The following is an 18044-nucleotide window of genomic DNA, read 5'->3' as shown; positions in this document are numbered from 1 at the left end:
ATTGAGCTTTCCGTCAGGGCGCGCGCTTTATACCACAACAAGCACTTGAGCTCAAGTTTTCGCGCTTAAACCGTATCTTTTTTCTGAGTAAAGGTTGCGTTAGGTAGCGTGTTTTTCTTTTAAAGTATTCAGCCAAACTAAAGCAGGCTGATTAACTTACCGACACATAAAATTAACCATAATTTACAGCAACTTACTCAGAATGACCTGATTAATGTTATACTGCGTAAAATAGTTATTAATTACAGATTTTAACTTTAACGAGTTGAGAGGCGCTGTGTCAGCAATTATCAAAACCCCTGAAGAAATCGAAAAAATGCGCGTCGCTGGTAAGCTAGCGGCAGAAGTTCTAGAAATGATCACGCCGCATGTTAAAAAAGGTGTGACAACAGATGAGTTAAACACCATCTGTCACGACTATATTGTTAACGAGCAACAGGCAATTCCCGCTCCGTTAAATTATGGTCATCCGCCATTTCCTAAATCTATTTGTACGTCGGTAAACCACTGTATTTGCCACGGCATTCCGTCTGACAAAAAATTGAAAGATGGCGATATCATAAATATTGATGTCACCGTAATTAAAGACGGTTACCACGGCGATACGTCTAAAATGTTTGTGGTAGGCAAGCCTTCTATTCTTGCAGAGCGTCTTATCCGCATCACTCAAGAATGTTTGTACCAAGCCATTGAACAAGTGAAGCCGGGTATGCGCCTTGGCGACATTGGCCACATTTGCCAAACCCATGCAGAAAAGCATAACTATTCAATTGTGCGTGAATATTGCGGTCACGGTATAGGCGCAAGTTTCCATGAAGAACCACAAATAGTGCACTACGGCAAGCCGGGAACGGGTGACGTTTTAGAGCCAGGCATGTGCTTTACCATCGAGCCAATGGTAAACGCGGGCAAGCGCTATTCAAAAGTACTTCCCGACCAGTGGACGGTAGTCACAAAAGACCGTAGCTTGAGTGCCCAATGGGAACACACATTATTAGTTACGGAAACCGGTGTTGAGGTGCTGACACTGCGAGAAGATGAAACACTACCACGTATAATTTCTCACAGTTAGAGCTTTGCCTTCGGCATTAATTTAAAAGCAGTAAGTCTTTTCTTACTGCTTTTTTTATTTCTGATTTAAATAACTTATCGCTAAAAAGCAGCTTTCTTTCGTTTCACTTCACACTTGCCATTTTCATGTAAGCCGCGTCTTATTTGGCCTGCTGTTGCACTCTTCTGTAATCAAGACTTTCAACTGAAACATTTTCGTAACATAACACCATAAATATTCACATTTAACCTTGAATTATGCATCTATAGGCTACTGCGAAAACTCGACAATTCGTGATATTGTTCATGGTGTTTAAAAACAAATCTATGTAAAAGGTGTATTTTGAACCTGCCATCACTGATTAAAAACATCGATGCTATTACTTCAGTAGACGATATCCCAGCGATTAAACGCTGTGTTGAAGACAGCTACTCTTGGATCACGACATCATTTGATAGCACACCCGTAAATCAGCTGGTCACCGGCAGAGCACAATTCGTTGATGCACTTTTATGCCATTTGTGGCAACTGTATGGTTTGGATACAGTGAGCGAGCTAGCGCTTTGCGCCGTAGGCGGTTACGGGCGAGGCCACCTTCAGCCACATTCCGATATTGATTTACTGATAGTAAGTAAGAAAAAACTCAAGCAAGAAGCACAAGAGAAGATTGGCCAGTTCATTACCCTATTATGGGACATCAAGTTAGATGTGGGGCAATCTGTTCGCACGATAAAAGAAACCGTAAAGCTTGCCAAAGACGATATCACTATTGCCACAAACCTTGTTGAAAGCCGTTTGCTTTGCGGATGTGAAAACACGTTTGAAAAATTATGGGAAGACGCCAACGGACGAAACTCTTGGAGCAGTAAGGCTTTCTTTTCGGCAAAATATGAAGAGCAAAAGAAGCGCCATGCAAAGTTTAACGGCACAGCTTACAACCTAGAGCCAAATATCAAAGAAAACCCGGGCTGTTTGAGAGATATACAGTCGATTGGCTGGGTTGCCAAAAAGCACTTTAAAGAATACGACGGCTGGAATTTAGTCGGTCACGGCTATTTTACCGAGCAAGAACACAGCGAGCTCATTGCCTGCAGAATGCACTTATGGAAAATGCGCTGTGCTTTGCATTTGGTCGCTGGCAGAAGTGAGAACCGGTTGCTGTTTGATTATCAGCCCGATGTTGCTCAAATGATGGGGTACGGCGAGGAAGGTAAAGCGTCTGTAGAAAAAATGATGCGTGATTTTTTTAGAACCGTTGCTCGCGTTTCAGAACTCAATCAGATGCTTTTACAGCGTTTCAAATACGATATGCTTAACCAAAGCATACAGCGCACATCGATTATTAACGATGACTTTGAATTGCTAGACAATATGATTTCCCCTCGGCATGAAAAGGTTTTTTCATCACCTGAAGCCATTCTGGAGTTTTTAAATCTGATCACCAATACACCAGAAGTTCAGGGCCTAAGCACAATTTGCATACGACAACTGCGTAATGCACACCGCGCGTTTGAGACAGAATACTTCGTTGAACGCCCCGCCTGTCGCGAAAAGTTCATGGTATTGATGAAACAGCCAGACTTTTTTAACTTCGCATGGGACGTAATGCACCAATACGGTATTTTACAGGCGTATCTTCCGGAGTGGGATACCATTGTTGGGATGATGCAGTTTGACTTATTTCACGCCTACACAGTAGATGAACACACCCATAGGCTGGTAAAACACGTCAACTTTTTCTTTTCAAAAGAGAACAAAGCCTTTCCTCGCTGCGGAAGAATTTGTCGAAACTTAGATAAGCCAGAAGTACTTTACATTGCGGCTATATTTCACGATATCGCCAAAGGAAGAAACGGCGACCATTCTACGCTTGGTGCAAAAGACGTCGCCGTTTTTTGCGAGCGTCACAATGTGCCCAAAGATGACGCCGAAATGATAGCGTGGCTTGTTGAAAATCATTTACTAATGAGTGTTGTTGCTCAGCGTAGAGACATTTACGACCCTGACGTTATTAGTGAATTTGCCAGTGCAGTAAGAAGCCATAATCACCTTAACTTACTGTATACATTAACGCTTGCTGACATTCGCGCTACTAACGATAATTTATGGAACGATTGGAAAGCGTCATTGCTACGCGAGCTTTATTTGATGACGCAAAAAGCCCTTGATAACGGGCTGCAGTGTCAAATAACCCTTAATGAAAGGGTAGCTACCCACAAACACCAAGCGCGACAAATACTACAAGAGCGTGCCATCGACCCTATCGCTATCGACGCACTATGGGCAAGACTAGACGATGATTATTTTGTGCGTTTCAAACCCACTCAAATAGCGTGGCACACTGATGAAATATTGAAAGCACAGGATGACTGGCTAACGCCAGACAACGAAGGGCTGCTGGTAAAAGCAAATGACAACAGCGCTAAAGGCGGTACCGAATTATTAATATACGGCAAAGACAGAAAAGCACTGTTTGCGCAGGTTGCATCGGTACTTGATAGTCGCAACTGCTCAATTCACGATGCACATGTTACGGTAACCAGAGATGGCTACGTATTTGATAGCATGTTAATTCTGGAGAATGACGGAAATAGACTGTCGTCAGATTCGCGTATTGCTTCTATCGAAAATGCTATTTGTGCTCAGCTAGAAAAGCCTGGACGTTCACACGAAAATAAACGTAAGCTACCGCGCCAGATGAAGCAACTGGACGTTCCAACAAAAGTTCGCTTTTTTACTATTAACGATGAAGCGACGTTGGTAGAGTTAGAAGCCCTAGACGCCCCCGGCATTTTAGCTAAAATTGGACACGCTTTCGTTGATACGAACATTACGCTAAAACTTGCGAAAATTGCCACCATTGGTGAACGCGCGGAAGACATTTTTATCGTCAGCAACGAGGCTGGCAAAGCATTAACCCAAGAACAACAGGTAAGCCTGAAAAAGCACATCCTGTTTAAACTCGACCAACTTGAAGATATCACAATACCATGAATGAATTGAAAGCCATTATTGAAGACGCCTTCGAAAATCGCGACAGTATTAGCCCAACTTCTGCGCCAGAGGAAGTCAAGAAAGCCGTTGCCCAAGCCATTGACCTACTTAACACCGGTAAGGCGCGCGTAGCAGAAAAGATTGCTGGCGAATGGGTTGTTCACCAGTGGCTAAAGAAAGCGGTATTGCTTTTTTTCCGTCTGCATAACAATGATGTTATTGAAGGTGCTGAGAGCAAGTTCTACGATAAAGTTCCGCTAAAATATACCAACTACACCGCTGAGCAATTTGCTGCTGATGGCGCGCGTATTGTGCCACCAGCTGCAGTACGTACAGGTACTTTTGTTGGAAAGAACGCGGTTGTTATGCCTTCTTATGTGAACATCGGTGCGTTTGTTGACGAAGGTACCATGGTAGATACATGGGCTACCGTTGGTTCATGTGCCCAAATTGGTAAAAATGTGCATTTATCTGGCGGTGTAGGCATTGGCGGTGTGCTAGAGCCGTTACAAGCTAACCCAACCATTATTGAAGACAACTGCTTCATTGGTGCGCGCTCCGAAATTGTAGAAGGCGTTATCGTTGAAGAAGGCTCTGTTATTTCAATGGGCGTTTATATTGGTCAAAGCACGCGTATATATGACCGCGAAACTGGTGAAGTACACTATGGTCGTGTACCTGCAGGCTCTGTAGTGGTAGCAGGTAACCTGCCAAGTGCAGATGGCAAATACAGCCTATACGCCGCCATCATTGTTAAGAAAGTAGATGCAAAAACACGTGCAAAAGTGGGCATAAACGCCCTATTACGCGACGCTGAATAGTAACAATATTAACGAAGGCAGTGATCCACAAAGCGTTGTTGAGATAACTGCATCAAAAAAGGCGCCCTATCGGCGCCTTTTTCATTTGTTGTAGTGAGCTTACGCTAGCAGTTTATCTTTAATTGAGTTCACCCACTCTACTACATCCTTTTCAGGTTCAAGTGTTTCCATTGCATCAATTTCAAGCATGTCTGCTACTGCCTTGCCTTTAAGCTCAGTTAAAAGCGTTTGAAATTGCTTGCCCGCCCCACAAAAACTTTCACCGTAGCTACTGTCGCCTAATGCGGCAACAGCAAAAGGCTTGCCGGCCAGTTCTGGAGACTCATCTTGAAGATCGGAGAATACAAATTCCAAATTTGGTGGCACATCACCTTGGCCTGTGGTTGATGTAATAATTAGTAGCGCATCTGCATCTGTGAAGTCAGATACTGATGGGTCGCTTTCTAGTGAACAATCAAAGCCCTGCCCTGCTAAACTCTCTTCAACTTGTTCAGCAACATGTTGAGCATTGCCATACACGGTGCCCGCAATTATTTTCAATGTACTCATTTAACCCTCTATTTCTTTGTTTAATGTCGCCGCAGTATTAACCGTGCTGCTCGAATATTGAATCTACCCTACGCTATCCGCCCGTACTTTTTGCCCACCTAGTGAAGCGGCTAACTACCCAACAGCGAAAGGCGCCAACTCGTCCAATAATTTTCGCATTTCGTGGTGCATTTCACTATTAACCGTTATCCATTTTTGGTGCACTGGGTGCGTGAAGCCCATTTGTGTACAACTTAAGGCCAAGTTTGAAAAATTAAAGTGCGCTTTAGCGAATTTGTTTTGTTTGCCGTCTCCATGTGTCGTATCGCCAATAATAGGATGGCGAATATGCACCATGTGTCTTCTTAATTGGTGTTTACGGCCGGTGCTTGGTAATAAACGTACAAGCGTATACCTTGCACTTTGGTATTTACCAACAGGTTCAGGTACTTCAAAACGCTGTACGCTCTCATAAACAGTCGTAGCTTGCTGAGGTGGCTGTTGAGGACGTTTGTGTTTATCCGCAATTTTGTCGTAGCGATACTTCAGCGCGTAATCAATCATTCCACTGTTATGCACAAAGCCTCTTACCAATGCGTGGTAAGTTTTACCTATCTGCTTTTCCATCATTTGCTTGCCAAGCGCTGCTGCGATATCAGAACTGAAGCTGAATAACAGTACCCCCGACGTTGGCCTATCTAAACGATGCGCTGGGTAAACGTGCTTTCCCAATTGATCTCGCAGTGTTTGAACCGCGAACACTGTCTCGTGTTTATCTATGGGGCTTCGATGAACCAACATGCCGGGAGGCTTATCTATCGCAACGATATATTCATCTTGGTAAAGCACGTTAAGTACATTCCCGCCGTGGTTTTCGCGAAGATCATTGCTAATAGGGAGTTGAGTTTCGGCCACTAATTTACATCCTTACTAGCTAGCGCAGCAATGTCATCAATGCGCTTTAAGCATGCCAGAACACCAGAGACTCTCTGTTCAACATTTTCATCGGCATTATCTTTGGCCCCCCCCTCTACACGGCCTTTAACACCAGAGTCCAAATACAATTCAGCCGCGGGGTATATTTGCATTTCAGGCACTTTATTACCGCTGTCCAAAAGCCATTGCATTTTGGGTATGAAGATAAAAGCCAGCCAGCTCTCAAATGGCATTGAATCAACAGCAAAAGGCGTCGTACTCTGCATGGCTTGCTGTGATGGAGGTGTGCTGGGCCACATTTCTGCAGACTTCATGGCTTGAACTAGGCATACCAATTCATCGGCCATCTCAGCATTGAATTCACTCACTTTCACCTCATTGAACAAAACGACAAACACGACAGCGTTCGTTTAAGGCTTTTTGTATATCGCGCTGTCAGTAAAAAAACGAGCGGAGTATAGCATTGCTACCGCTCAATTTGTTAGACGTACCCGTAAAAAGCACACCTGTGATAAACTTTCACAAACAGAAGTATTTCGGATTGAGCAATGAGCGCTAAAAACATTAATTCCATAAGCGAATTTTTATTACATGCGGGAACTGAGTACCATGTGTACGACATGGGACGACGACTTGTACCCACCGATGCACAAGCCTTTCTAGATATAGAAAATGGCGCAGCATACGCTCCGTACCCACGTCAACAGCACGCCTGGTTTGGCATTGTATTTTGGAATAAACACGCGTCGACACAACATTATATTTGGTTTGTAAAACTGCCTCTTGATGAACAAGGCTTGGTAGTTGCCGCTGCACGAAATCATTTTTTAGATATTATTGTGGATGCGTTAGGGCAAAGTGTTGCAGATGATTCTGAGAAAGCGCAAACCCTTCCTGACAACCCGTACTCATTTGTACCAGGCCAAACGCTGCTTGCCCAGTTCAACGCTATGGTAAAAACCGCATTAAGCCAACCATTGAGCGAAGATGCGCAAAAAGTAGAAGCGTACATACAAGCACCTCAATTAGTAGACTGGCAGCAGCTATCAATGCAGAGTGTGGCTGACTTTGTATGTTCGCTTCCTTCTCATGACAAGCGCGATAGTTTAGTAAACGCATTTGTGAAAAATCATGGTTTATATTCGGATGTATTCTTAAATACCATGATGGAAATGTGCGAAAACATTGCTCTTCACGAAGCAATGGAAACACTATTTATTAATAGGCTTAATAGCGATGCTGATGTTTCTCTTGCCGCGCTTCGCGGACTGTCTACACAGGAATATAGCGGTACCATTAATAAGGCCCTTACAGAGCTTCTTAAAAATGAAAACGCGCAACGTGTAGATGTTTTAAGTGTTGTGGCTGCCCGCCATTTTGAGCAGCTCGATGATGAATTACTCGCGTCTTTCTTAGAGCAAGCCGCTTTGGTCGATGAACAAGAAGCTCACAATGGCGCATTATTTTCCGGTTTTTTTTCTGACTTGGTCCAAATTCCTAAATTAAGAAGACAAGTACTAACACTGTTGCACTCGCCTCAGAAAAGTAAAACGCTATACAGTGCCTTTGAAAAGCTGTTTGCTCAAGCGAGACAATAACATGACGTTACTTGAATTGGTTGTGTGGTTGGTTATTGGCTTTACAGGGTATCAGTTTTGGCGCGTACGAGGCATTTCAGAACGAAGTAATAGCTATTTAAAACAGTACTGTGACACGCATGGATTACAGCTGCTTAGTGTTGCCCGTAGTAAAACTCGCTTTTCATTTAAGTATGGTAAACCAGACTGGCAAAGCACATTTGTTTTTGAATTTTCCAGTAATGGAGAGGACAGGTACAGCGGCGAGGTTGAAATGATTGGGCTACGCGTTGTCAGAACTGAAGTTCCACCGCATAAAATGTAAACATAACTTTTGCTGTTTGGCATGTATGCAAATACGAGAGCTTTCGCATAAACATAAAAAAAAGGGGAACCTTACGGCTCCCCTTTTTCTTGGAATTTTGAGTTTCCCTCTCTGCGATCCTTTGCGACTAAAATCATCCCGATTAAAATCCGTATTCGCCCCTTTCCATTTTCTCTCGCGCCTTCCTGTGCGAGCTACCCATCCATGAGCAGGTCCCTTTCCATTTATCCTTAATAACTGCACATCCTGCGTGCAGTGTTCCTCTTCCTGAGGCTGTCCTTGTCAGACTCCGCTGACTATCCCTTCCGTTACTCCCTTATAACTACACATCCTGCTGTAGTCTTACCTAAATCCGTGGCGTGTCCTATGTCATCCGTGGTTTGCTCGTCCGTGCAAATTCTTCCATGAGGTGGGCTTCCTGCTACATCCTGTTGTGACTCCTGTCACGCAGTCAATCCCTTGAACCAGTCCCTTACGCTTATCCTTGAACTAGTCCCTTCAATCCATCCCAGCATTCCGTACTTTTCGTTTACAGCGTCCACGCTGTGTTCCATTCCATTCACTCACTGTCCTGTGAGAATCTCGTCCTTAAGTTGTCCCAGTTAGTCCTTTCAAATCTTCCTGACTCGTCGTGTATCCCTGTGACATGTACATAGTATCCCTTCCAAATATTACCGCCATATGGAATTACAAACTTTTAAGGGTGTTTTTTTGGACTTTTTTGTCTTCTCTAGAAAAATTTAATTAAATCAGTGACTTTAGACTTTAGTCTAATTTTAATATACACAAAATAGGTAAGATCGCTCACAGCATTTGTAGGAAATGTCTTACAAACGCTGAAGAAAATGTGACTTTAGGGAAAGAATTTGCGAATTGCTGTTACTTTTTTCTGTACATTACTTCGCCAGTAACATGCGAAAGACTGACTTGTCCTACAATTTCATAGTTATCATCGTTGAAAAACGAACGATGTTTGGCAACCGTGACAAAAACAGAGACACCTTCACTCTTATTGTCTTCATCTACTACGCTGTCTATGGCGCCAAGTAAAACATGCCCCAAACCATGCTCTTGATAGTCGGGGTGCACCGCAATAAAGCTCAACATGTGAAAATTTTCAGCAGGTACCAGTGAACGCACCTTTTCCTCTTTCTCAAGCATTTGTTTAGTGCCAAATAATCCTGCAGTAAGCAGCATACGCAAACGCCAATGCCAATAACGCCCTGCACCAAACGCTGCATCAGGCGCAGTTAGGCACGCAACAGCAATAAGACGTTCTTTATCAAACAATCCAATTATAGGTTGCTCCGCTACCCAAAATGCATTTAGCTCTTCCCGAATGGCCGAACGAAGACGACTTTCATAACCTTCTTTTTCGGCCTGGAAAATATCGATAAATAAAGGATCGTCTACATAAGCGTTGTAGAGAATAGAGGCGGCTACTTTTAAATCGTCGACGGTAAGATAGATTGCTTTAACCGTTTCGTGCAGCGGCACCGTTGAATCATTTAAGGCGTGAGTATTCATGAGGGTCTCCTCGAAGGCTGAAATGCAACGGCACTATCAACTACTTGAAAGTACTGGTTACTTGAATCAGTAAAATAATATCGATTACATAAACGTAATCCGTTAACTTTTACTGTTCATTTGTTAGCCTACTTGAAAAACCCTCACATGTTAACTTTTTATTAACATTTAAAGTCTACATATAGCGCAACGCTTTAGTTCATTAAGCTGTACGCGCTATCGCCCCAACCTACCAAGCTTCCATTCTTGAAAACAAGTGGCGTGCATTCATCTTTTGTTGTAACGCCATCACCCATGGTTTTTTGTGTACGATAGAATAAAACACGATAGGTACCATCCTGCTTTTCAAAGAGCTCGTTGAAGTCGGCAACGCCCATTTTCCGCAGCACGTTTTCATATGTTGCGCCTGTTTCCAGCTTTGCTATGTGCTTGCGATTATTAAACTCTCTATCTTCCCAGTCTGCGCCGTAATGACTATCAGATCCACCGCCTACCGAAACAACGCAGCCAGAAAGAAGAACAGAAGAAGCCAGTGTGACTGATAATAGAAGCGTTTTCATGTGTATTCCTTGTTTAAACATTATGTGCTTAGTTTTTATAGTAGAACGCACTAAATGAATAATGACTGAACGTTTAGTGCACTCGTTGTTTTGATATATATCAACTAAACACAGTTAAACAAAATTGAGGCCAACTTTTAAGCCATTGATTAATATCAAAATTATTTACAAAGCATTTTCTATTAACCGATTAAAATGGCGAATACACAAACTTATTAGTGAAATTCACACTTTTCACAAGGTAAACTGAAGCAAGAATTTATTTATCGGAAGCCTGAAGACCAATGAATAACGACAATATACAAAAGCTTGTTTTATTGTGTCATAAGATGCAGCAAGAGGGAGTGACTCCCTCGGTTGGCATGCTGCGCTCGAAAGCGCCGTTCAAAGTATCGGTAACCGAAGCAATTGAGACTATAAAACGCTTTAACGTAAGCAGTGCGCATACACCTAAAAAGGTAGTTGCCACGAACAATGCGGAACAAGCACTAAGCGAAAGAGTCGCCCAACTAGAAAACGAGGTTGAGCTTTTAAAGCGCTCTTTAAGTGATGTAATTAAACAATTATCAAAGTGACCTAATCAATTTCTGCATTGCAGCTTTTGGCTTTGGCTGTAGCGCTCAAGTAGGTGTTGGCGTTAGAGATGCTAAAAACGCCGCCAAATTTGGCGCTACAATTTGCTGCGGCTCTTTTCCTACTTGCTCAAGCGCAACTTCACCGGTGTCATTTATAATAGAAAGAATAAAATCTTCTTCATCGGTCAAGCCAAAGAAAAGCGTTGGAGCTTGCTTAAGTCGTTGTTTCATAAGCAGGTGTCCAATCAAGTTTTGTTGAAGACCTTCGAAATCTTCATCATTCCAAACTTGAAGAAGCTCACACTGACCTTGTTCAGCGGTCGCTGTAAAATTCGCACTGTAATAACGGGTGAAAAATTCACAGAAATCAGGATGCAATGAAAGCGACATCGCATTCTCAACATTGGAAAAACTATTCTGGCGTTCTTGCATTCTTCCTTGCGTTCCCTCGTGCATTTCGTCTTGCGTTCTGTTTTGCATTTTAGGTGCCCAACTTACCATTTCACCTTCACTAGGCGCTAACGCACCAATGGTAGCTGTTTGTTCTAGACACGGAGATGGCCAGTTCGCCTCATAAGCCACTTTGAGACCACTCTCGTTTGCAGCGTCGACATAAGATGATACAAATTTATCTATTTGTTCTGAAATTGTTAGACCCATTGTGGAGTTACCTACGTATTTTTGGGGTACACTATACTTATAAATGGCGATGTCAACTTTGCCATTGTTGTTACTAGATAATGTTAAAAGGTTCTTATGTCGACAGACAAATCACCCTCAAAAGTATCAATAAAAGCACCCGATGATCTTTCCTTAGGAAAGCAGGTTGAATATGAATTTGAATACAACCCTGGCCTTCTCCAAGGCGTACCTCGTAGTTTAAGTAGAGACACCTTGGCCTTGGGTAAAGGAGCACTACCATTCTCAGGTATAGATACATGGACGGGATACGAGTTATCGTGGCTAAATACTAAAGGTAAGCCACAAATCGCCATCTTGGAATGTGATGTACCAATTACCTCTGAATTCCTGATTGAATCGAAGTCTTTCAAACTTTATTTGAATAGCTTTAACCAAAGTAAGTTTGCGTCGCCTGAAGACGTTCGCAAGACACTAGAGGCAGACCTTTCGAACTGTGCAGGAGAAGGCGTAAGCGTTAACTTAATTCTTCCCAGTGCTTTTGAGACCTTAAAGTTTAAAGAATTTAGCGGTACTTTGCTTGACGATCTTGATATAGAAGTAACCGATTATTCCCCTGAGACTCGATTCTTAGCCGTAGATAGCGAGCAAGACGAGGTGAGTGAAACCTTAGTATCTCATTTACTAAAATCGAATTGTTTGATCACAAGTCAACCAGATTGGGCTAGTATTCAAATACGCTATCAAGGAAAAGCTATTGAGCACGAGGGGTTACTGCGTTATTTGATAAGCTTCAGGCAACACAATGAATTTCATGAACAATGTGTTGAACGTATTTACAACGACATTATGCAGCTTTGCAAGCCAAATAAGCTTACCGTGTGTGCAAGGTACACGCGTCGCGGCGGGCTAGACATCAACCCGTTCCGTTCTAACTTTGAAGCGCCTTATGCAAATCATCGTCAAGCCAGACAATAATGTGTAGCGCGAGTACCTTACAAAAAAACAATTATTAAGCTAACCAATGAAGACAAATAAAAATGGAAGCTAAACAATTACAAGCTTATAAACAGAACAATGCGCTTCTTTGCCAATTTATCATCAGGCTTTCAGCTTTTTATGAAGGCTTTTCAGATAAGATTGATAACGAATTAGGAAAACTACGTGGGCACCTTTCTGGCACGCCTAACTTTAGCCTAGCTGCAGTTAGCATTGAAAAGCTTAATAATTTAATTCAGCACCAAGATGTAACCTTAAAGAAATACACGTCTGATACCGCGGCTTCTATTGAAGACTCGATGAAACAACTTCAAAAAATTGTTTTTGAAGATGACGAACTGAAAACGTTGACGACGAAAGAGCTCATCAAGTTAAATCAGCCTATTAATGATGTGTATAGCATATACAAACTCTATGCAAAGGCACTTACGTTACATCGTGTAGCATTAAACAAGAAAATGGTATCGCTGGCACCCACTGAAGAAAAGTTAAATGCCTCACCGGCTGAGCACATTTCTTCAATCAGCGATGGTGAAGAAAATCACACGGCTCCACAAGACGAGAACCCTCACTACCGTTCTATCCTTGTTGAGTTAAATCAGCTGATTGCTTCATATGCTCAGAAAAAGCCTAACGATAAGCAGCTTAATGATATCAAAGACCGTTTAGAAAGCGGTATGGATGAAAATCAGCTGCTGAAAAGCTGTGTAGTAATATTGCGGATGATTGTTCAAGATGCAATGTCTGAGGCAAGTCTTACCGGAAAGGTAATACAAAGCCTACACAACTCGTTAGGGCAAATTAATAGCAGCGTATCGGAAAGCATTGAAGGCAGTAAGTCGCAGTTTGAGCAGCGTAAAGCAGGTAACGAACAGCTTAAGTCTCACATCGATAGTATCGAAGAAGCCGTGTCTGAAAGCGACTCTCTAGAAGTGCTAAAAGAACAGGCTCAGTCTTGTGTGAAAAACTTAATGTCAACGCTATCTGAACAACAGAACAATGACGAGAAAGGGCAAGAAGCGCTGGTCTCGTTGCTGTCATCAATGCAAGAGCGTATTGAAACACTTCAACAAAAAACGGCTGTTTACAAAAAGAAACTTGCCGAGCAAGTGATGCAAAGTAGAACCGACACATTAACTCGGCTACCAAACAGACAAGCGTATAACGAAAAACTTGAGCATGCTTTCTCACATTTCAAAGATTCCGGCGAGCCCCTTGCTGTGGCGGTAGTTGATATCGATCATTTTAAATCGATTAACGACCGTTTTGGTCACGCCGCAGGAGATAAAACACTTCAAGTGGTAAGCCGTCACTTAAAACAAAGCATGGAAAAACATGAATTCATCGCACGTTGGGGCGGTGAGGAATTTGTTATGTTATTTCCAAACGCAGACATTGATAGGGTCGACAAGAAGCTAAATGAAATGCGTACCCACCTGGCTTCATTGCCGTTTAAGTTCAAACAGGAAAAGGTAAGAATTACCGCTTCATTTGGCGCCACATGCTTTCACAAAGATGATAATACAGACTCGGTATTTGAGCGTGCAGACGAATATTTATACAGAGCAAAGAGGGATGGACGTAACCGCGTTATCACAGATTTAAATAATTAGCACAAGGATGCTGATATATGAAAAAAGTGCAGCTTAATCCGGTTGGCTCTATGAGCCAACTGTCTCAGGTGGAAGTAGCCCGCCTTCAGGATGCCACAGACAGTGAGTTTTTCTCTATGTTCAAAAACTGTTGTTTAGCAGTACTCAACAGCGGCGTTGATGAGGATAACTATGAGACACTTTTTGCCCCCTATGAAAGCTTCGACATCAAACTTGTACGACGCGAGCGTGGCGTAAAAATTGAGCTGCTCAACCCTCCTGAAGTTGCATTTGTAGATAACAACTTAGTAAGAGGAGTTCATGAACACCTTTTCGCCGTGCTTCGTGACATGCTGTACATGGGTAATAAGTACGCATTTCTTCACCAAGATGAACCCGCTGAAAGCAGTGATATTACTGATATGGTTTTCGATATGTTACGCCATGCCAATGCATTAGAAGGTAATGATGGCGTAAATACTATTGTTTGCTGGGGCGGCCACTCGATAAACCAAACAGAATATAAATATACAAAAGAAGTTGGCTATCAGCTGGGCCTTCGAGATATGAATATTTGCACAGGCTGTGGCCCTGGTGCAATGAAAGGGCCTATGAAAGGCGCCACTATTGGCCATGCCAAGCAACGTCAAAAAAATGGCCGATATATAGGTATTTCTGAGCCTAGTATTATTGCTGCAGAGCCGCCTAACGCGATTGTTAATGAACTCATTATTATGCCAGATATTGAAAAGCGTTTGGAAGCATTCGTAAGACTAGGTCATGGTATTATTGTTTTTCCGGGTGGCGTAGGTACCGCAGAAGAATTGCTTTATCTATTAGGCATACTGATGAATGAGCGCAACGCGCAACAGCCCTTTCCTGTGGTACTTACTGGACCTGCTGGAAGTGAAGCCTATTTCGAAGCCATCGATGCTTTTGTAGCTGATACGCTTGGAAGTGAAGCACAAGCTAAATATCAAATTATCGTCAATGATCCTGAAGAAGTAGCAAGAACCCTGTGCAGCGGATTGGATAAAGTGAAGAAGTTTAGAGGGGCGATGGGCGATGCTTATAGCTTTAATTGGTCATTGAAAGTTGATGCCGATTTTCAAAAGCCTTTCATTCCTACCCATGAATCGATGTCGCAGCTTCAACTTCATTTATCGCAAAGTAAAAGTAGTTTAGCGTCTAACCTGCGAAAAGCCTTCTCTGGTATTGTCGCTGGAAATGTGAAGGCAGAAGGCATAAAACAAATTAAAGAGCGAGGCCCGTTTGAACTAACTGGCGATAGCAATTTAATGAGCAAAATAGATACGTTGTTAGAATCATTTGTGGCGCAGCACCGCATGAAACTGCCGGGTAGTGCCTATGAACCCTGCTATGTTGTTAAGCAAAAATGAAACGCGATGACGCACACACATTATTTGATGCATTTGCTTACGTTTACTACTTATGTTTAAGGCACTTTTTGAGATACACTAGTAAACTAACAACATATTCTTACTAGATACAAAGTACTAATGCATTGCGCAGCTGCGTAGCGTCAACGCCTAAGCGATCATGGTGACAACTGCATTAGACTCGAAATGGAAACGAGAAGTTACGGTCATGAACACCAAAGTCATTCGTCTAATATTAGCTGGTGTCGCGCTCTACGCGGTGTTTGTTTTTATGGTTATCGCCTTTTATCCCGATAAGCCTGAAAACATGGATTGGAAAGACCGTGAAGAATACAACCGAGTTCAAATTACTAAACTGAAACTGGGTAGCACTCGTGAAGAGGTGTTAGCACTTTTAGGGTCTCCAGATATCACAGAAGCGAAACGCCAAGGCGCAATGGCAATACAAGTTATGTTTTTTAGAACGCAACACGTTCGAGCTGATGGCCTAACAACTCAGGATGAATGTACTCCGCTTTTATTTGAAAATGATAAACTGATAGCGTGGGGAGAAGGAGCCTACTCAAGCTATCAGAAAAGCTGAGGTAAACGGGAGTGACGGATATCGTTTCCACACTTAGCCGCCTTGTTCAACAACCAGAAAACACGCTAATCACCGAACAGTGCATAAATCACTGGCTCAAAACGGCAAAGCGAGTGATAACGCTGGTACATGCGCACCCAGCTATTCCGGCCTCCCTTGTTCAGCTACAAAGCGAACTGCCTTTTTGTACAAAGCAGGCTTTACTAACTGCTCTGTTTTGCAAACTAACCCAGTTTAATGACCACTACACCCAACACATTCTCGCTGCGGTCATCGCAGCCCACTGGTGTCACTCCGAAGCAAATAAAAAGCAAAATATTACTGCGTTGTTACGTTTCTTGAAGGCAAAGAAGCTAATGGTGTGGCTAGATATTCTTCGTATTCAAAAGGTGATGTTTTCTGAAAAATGCGGCCCCGCGCTTGCCGATGTAAGACTATGCGCAGCGCAACGAATTTGCCTTATAAGCGCAACTTTGCTGAATAGCTCAGAGAACATATCTCCTACTGCCCTGTTTTCAGCTATAGCCAAGAAAACACCAACGCATCACAGGGAATACGTAACGGCGATTATTGATTTATTTGTAAAACCCATGCCAGGCGCCAAGGTGTATGCCAAAAACACCCCAGGCGTACTCATCGATATTCAGCAAAAACATGGCTTTATTTTTAGCCTAGCAAACAAAGATACTGAAGGTGAATGGGTTCCGCTTTCAACTATTGTATTCCCCAAACCGCTTTTTATACCTTTCGCTCACTTTATCGCGTTATATACCGATACTGCTAAACAGCGTGCTTCAACCGGCGGAAGTCAATTCTTACCAGTATCATTTGATATACAGCGTCCACCTCAGGCCCTACTTGGCATAATTGACGAATTACAAAAGCGAGACGTAGAAATTCCTGCACTTTGTACAAAAATAGAAAAAGTAGAAACCTTCAACCGCTTCTTAATGCATACCGCAGGACAAGATAACAGGCTGCAGATACCTGTTAAAAATATAAAACAAGCGGTTATGACCTACGGTATTGAGCGCGTGGGCGATATGCTGATGCAGTTTGCATTGCTAGAGCGCCTTACACAAAACGATTTTCCACTACTTGGTATGTGCAAGCAGTTCACGCTACTTTCGTGTTCTTTCGCAAGTCATGTGGCTAGTTTATGTAACAGTAAATTCTCGCCTCAGTCAGCAGCACTTACCATGACGTTTGTTTGTGCTCCGTTATTCACCTTACCGGGGCTGAAGGTTGCATCAACACTTCCAAACAATGACGCTGATGATTTAATGATAAACCAAGGGTTCAAAGTAAAGTCACAAACACCTTGGCTGTCTATATCAAGCGAACTGGCAGGGAATTGGCATCAGAGCGCTACGTGGCGAGCGGTTCTTCACCATTGTGCAAAGTCTAACGACAGTGTTCCAAGCTCACTTAAGCAAGAACACGCTATTATGTTGATAAGCTTCGCAATGGCTAAAGCGTGTTTGTTCAAGGGAGATATATTTTCTTTACAACAAAATTTGGAGTTTAAGAGCCTGCTTAATCGGATAAACGTTGATTTCAGCGCGCTAACTAGCACTGTACATGATCAGGGTGCTCTGCTTTTTTGCCCGCTACCTAATTAAGTTGTCATATAATTAAGTTCGCACCCTATTTAAGCCCGCTAGCCAAGACAATTCCGTGCCGCAAAATATATGCAGAGTTTTACTCTTTGAACTTATACAAGTAAAATTCTTACACTAACACTAAAGTCGCACAGAGATGAATGAAGCAAAAACACGTTATAACGTAATTAATCTTTACGAATGGCTATAACTTACGCCCCCTATCGTATAAAATACGGCAACTTTTGCGCTGCTTACGGCAAAATCCCTACAAAATCCATTATAATAAGCAAGCAGACAAACTTTGGTGCATATCGCTCGCCAAATAGCAATTTA

Annotated in this window: 17 protein-coding genes; 11 read left to right on the top strand and 6 right to left on the bottom strand. The window is 42.7% G+C overall.

From position 1 onward, the window contains the following. Nucleotides 1-277: 277 nt before the first annotated feature. From map to dapD, 3 genes are all read left to right on the top strand, one after another. Nucleotides 278-1072, top strand: coding sequence for a type I methionyl aminopeptidase (map, locus tag V7R35_RS00845; RefSeq protein ID WP_334012675.1), 795 nt, complete (start codon nucleotides 278-280; stop codon nucleotides 1070-1072). A 321-nt stretch (nucleotides 1073-1393) separates the two neighbouring features. Next, nucleotides 1394-4045: a [protein-PII] uridylyltransferase gene (gene glnD, locus V7R35_RS00840; RefSeq protein ID WP_334012673.1), complete on the top strand. Its 2652-nt coding sequence runs from the start codon at nucleotides 1394-1396 to the stop codon at nucleotides 4043-4045. Continuing rightward, entirely contained in the window at nucleotides 4042-4866 is an 825-nt protein-coding gene (dapD, locus tag V7R35_RS00835) for a 2,3,4,5-tetrahydropyridine-2,6-dicarboxylate N-succinyltransferase (RefSeq protein WP_334012672.1), read from the top strand. The genes glnD and dapD overlap by 4 nt, the downstream gene beginning before the upstream one ends. A 99-nt stretch (nucleotides 4867-4965) precedes the next feature. Here the strand turns inward: dapD and V7R35_RS00830 are convergent, their stop codons facing one another. The 3 genes from V7R35_RS00830 to V7R35_RS00820 all read right to left on the bottom strand — a co-directional run bounded on the left by V7R35_RS00830 (nucleotide 4966) and on the right by V7R35_RS00820 (nucleotide 6698). Continuing rightward, on the bottom strand, nucleotides 4966-5415 hold the full coding sequence (locus tag V7R35_RS00830) for a flavodoxin domain-containing protein (protein WP_334012671.1): 450 nt from the start codon (nucleotides 5413-5415) through the stop codon (nucleotides 4966-4968). Nucleotides 5416-5529: 114 nt separating this feature from the next. After that, nucleotides 5530-6309 (bottom strand): tRNA pseudouridine(65) synthase TruC, encoded by a 780-nt coding sequence (truC, locus tag V7R35_RS00825; RefSeq protein WP_438823439.1) that lies wholly within the window; start codon nucleotides 6307-6309, stop codon nucleotides 5530-5532. Then, nucleotides 6309-6698, bottom strand: a complete 390-nt coding sequence (locus tag V7R35_RS00820) for a YqcC family protein (RefSeq protein WP_334012670.1) — start codon at nucleotides 6696-6698, stop codon at nucleotides 6309-6311. Before V7R35_RS00820 ends, truC begins: the two co-directional genes overlap by 1 nt. A gap of 180 nt (nucleotides 6699-6878) precedes the next feature. Here V7R35_RS00820 and V7R35_RS00815 point away from each other — a divergent pair, with 180 nt between their 5' ends. Both V7R35_RS00815 and V7R35_RS00810 read left to right on the top strand, forming a co-directional pair. Further along, nucleotides 6879-7928: a DUF3549 family protein gene (locus tag V7R35_RS00815; protein WP_334012669.1), complete on the top strand. Its 1050-nt coding sequence runs from the start codon at nucleotides 6879-6881 to the stop codon at nucleotides 7926-7928. 1 nt (nucleotide 7929) lies between these two features. Continuing rightward, nucleotides 7930-8232 (top strand): DUF3301 domain-containing protein, encoded by a 303-nt coding sequence (locus V7R35_RS00810; RefSeq protein ID WP_334012668.1) that lies wholly within the window; start codon nucleotides 7930-7932, stop codon nucleotides 8230-8232. 879 nt (nucleotides 8233-9111) lie between these two features. On the opposite strand, the gene V7R35_RS00805 is transcribed toward V7R35_RS00810, so the two are convergent. Further along, entirely contained in the window at nucleotides 9112-9759 is a 648-nt protein-coding gene (locus V7R35_RS00805; RefSeq protein ID WP_334012667.1) for a GNAT family N-acetyltransferase, read from the bottom strand. 194 nt (nucleotides 9760-9953) lie between these two features. Next, nucleotides 9954-10319 (bottom strand): DUF3192 domain-containing protein, encoded by a 366-nt coding sequence (locus V7R35_RS00800; RefSeq protein WP_334012666.1) that lies wholly within the window; start codon nucleotides 10317-10319, stop codon nucleotides 9954-9956. Nucleotides 10320-10603: 284 nt separating this feature from the next. Between V7R35_RS00800 and V7R35_RS00795 the strand changes: the two genes are divergently transcribed. Further along, nucleotides 10604-10894, top strand: coding sequence for a hypothetical protein (locus V7R35_RS00795; protein ID WP_334012665.1), 291 nt, complete (start codon nucleotides 10604-10606; stop codon nucleotides 10892-10894). 45 nt (nucleotides 10895-10939) lie between these two features. Here the strand turns inward: V7R35_RS00795 and syd are convergent, their stop codons facing one another. Next, nucleotides 10940-11554: a SecY-interacting protein gene (gene syd, locus V7R35_RS00790; protein WP_334012664.1), complete on the bottom strand. Its 615-nt coding sequence runs from the start codon at nucleotides 11552-11554 to the stop codon at nucleotides 10940-10942. 96 nt (nucleotides 11555-11650) lie between these two features. Between syd and queF the strand changes: the two genes are divergently transcribed. The 5 genes from queF to V7R35_RS00765 all read left to right on the top strand — a co-directional run bounded on the left by queF (nucleotide 11651) and on the right by V7R35_RS00765 (nucleotide 17729). Further along, nucleotides 11651-12511 (top strand): NADPH-dependent 7-cyano-7-deazaguanine reductase QueF, encoded by an 861-nt coding sequence (gene queF / locus V7R35_RS00785; protein WP_334012662.1) that lies wholly within the window; start codon nucleotides 11651-11653, stop codon nucleotides 12509-12511. 62 nt (nucleotides 12512-12573) lie between these two features. After that, nucleotides 12574-14145 carry a GGDEF domain-containing protein gene (locus tag V7R35_RS00780; protein WP_334012660.1) on the top strand — a complete coding sequence of 524 codons (1572 nt, stop codon included), beginning with the start codon at nucleotides 12574-12576 and terminating at the stop codon, nucleotides 14143-14145. Nucleotides 14146-14162: 17 nt separating this feature from the next. Then, the gene (gene ppnN, locus V7R35_RS00775) at nucleotides 14163-15524 is read left to right on the top strand and encodes a nucleotide 5'-monophosphate nucleosidase PpnN (RefSeq protein ID WP_334012658.1); all 1362 of its coding nucleotides are present in this window, start codon (nucleotides 14163-14165) and stop codon (nucleotides 15522-15524) included. A gap of 208 nt (nucleotides 15525-15732) precedes the next feature. Further along, a complete protein-coding gene (locus V7R35_RS00770; protein WP_334012657.1) occupies nucleotides 15733-16107 on the top strand; it encodes a DUF3192 domain-containing protein in 375 nt (124 codons plus the stop codon). An 11-nt stretch (nucleotides 16108-16118) separates the two neighbouring features. Beyond that, nucleotides 16119-17729: a histidine kinase gene (locus tag V7R35_RS00765; protein WP_334012656.1), complete on the top strand. Its 1611-nt coding sequence runs from the start codon at nucleotides 16119-16121 to the stop codon at nucleotides 17727-17729. Nucleotides 17730-18044: the final 315 nt, after the last annotated feature.

This window comes from Alteromonas sp. S167, assembly GCF_036864375.1.
Lineage (GTDB): Bacteria > Pseudomonadota > Gammaproteobacteria > Enterobacterales > Alteromonadaceae > Alteromonas.
This window is presented reverse-complemented; position numbering and strand designations above follow the sequence as displayed.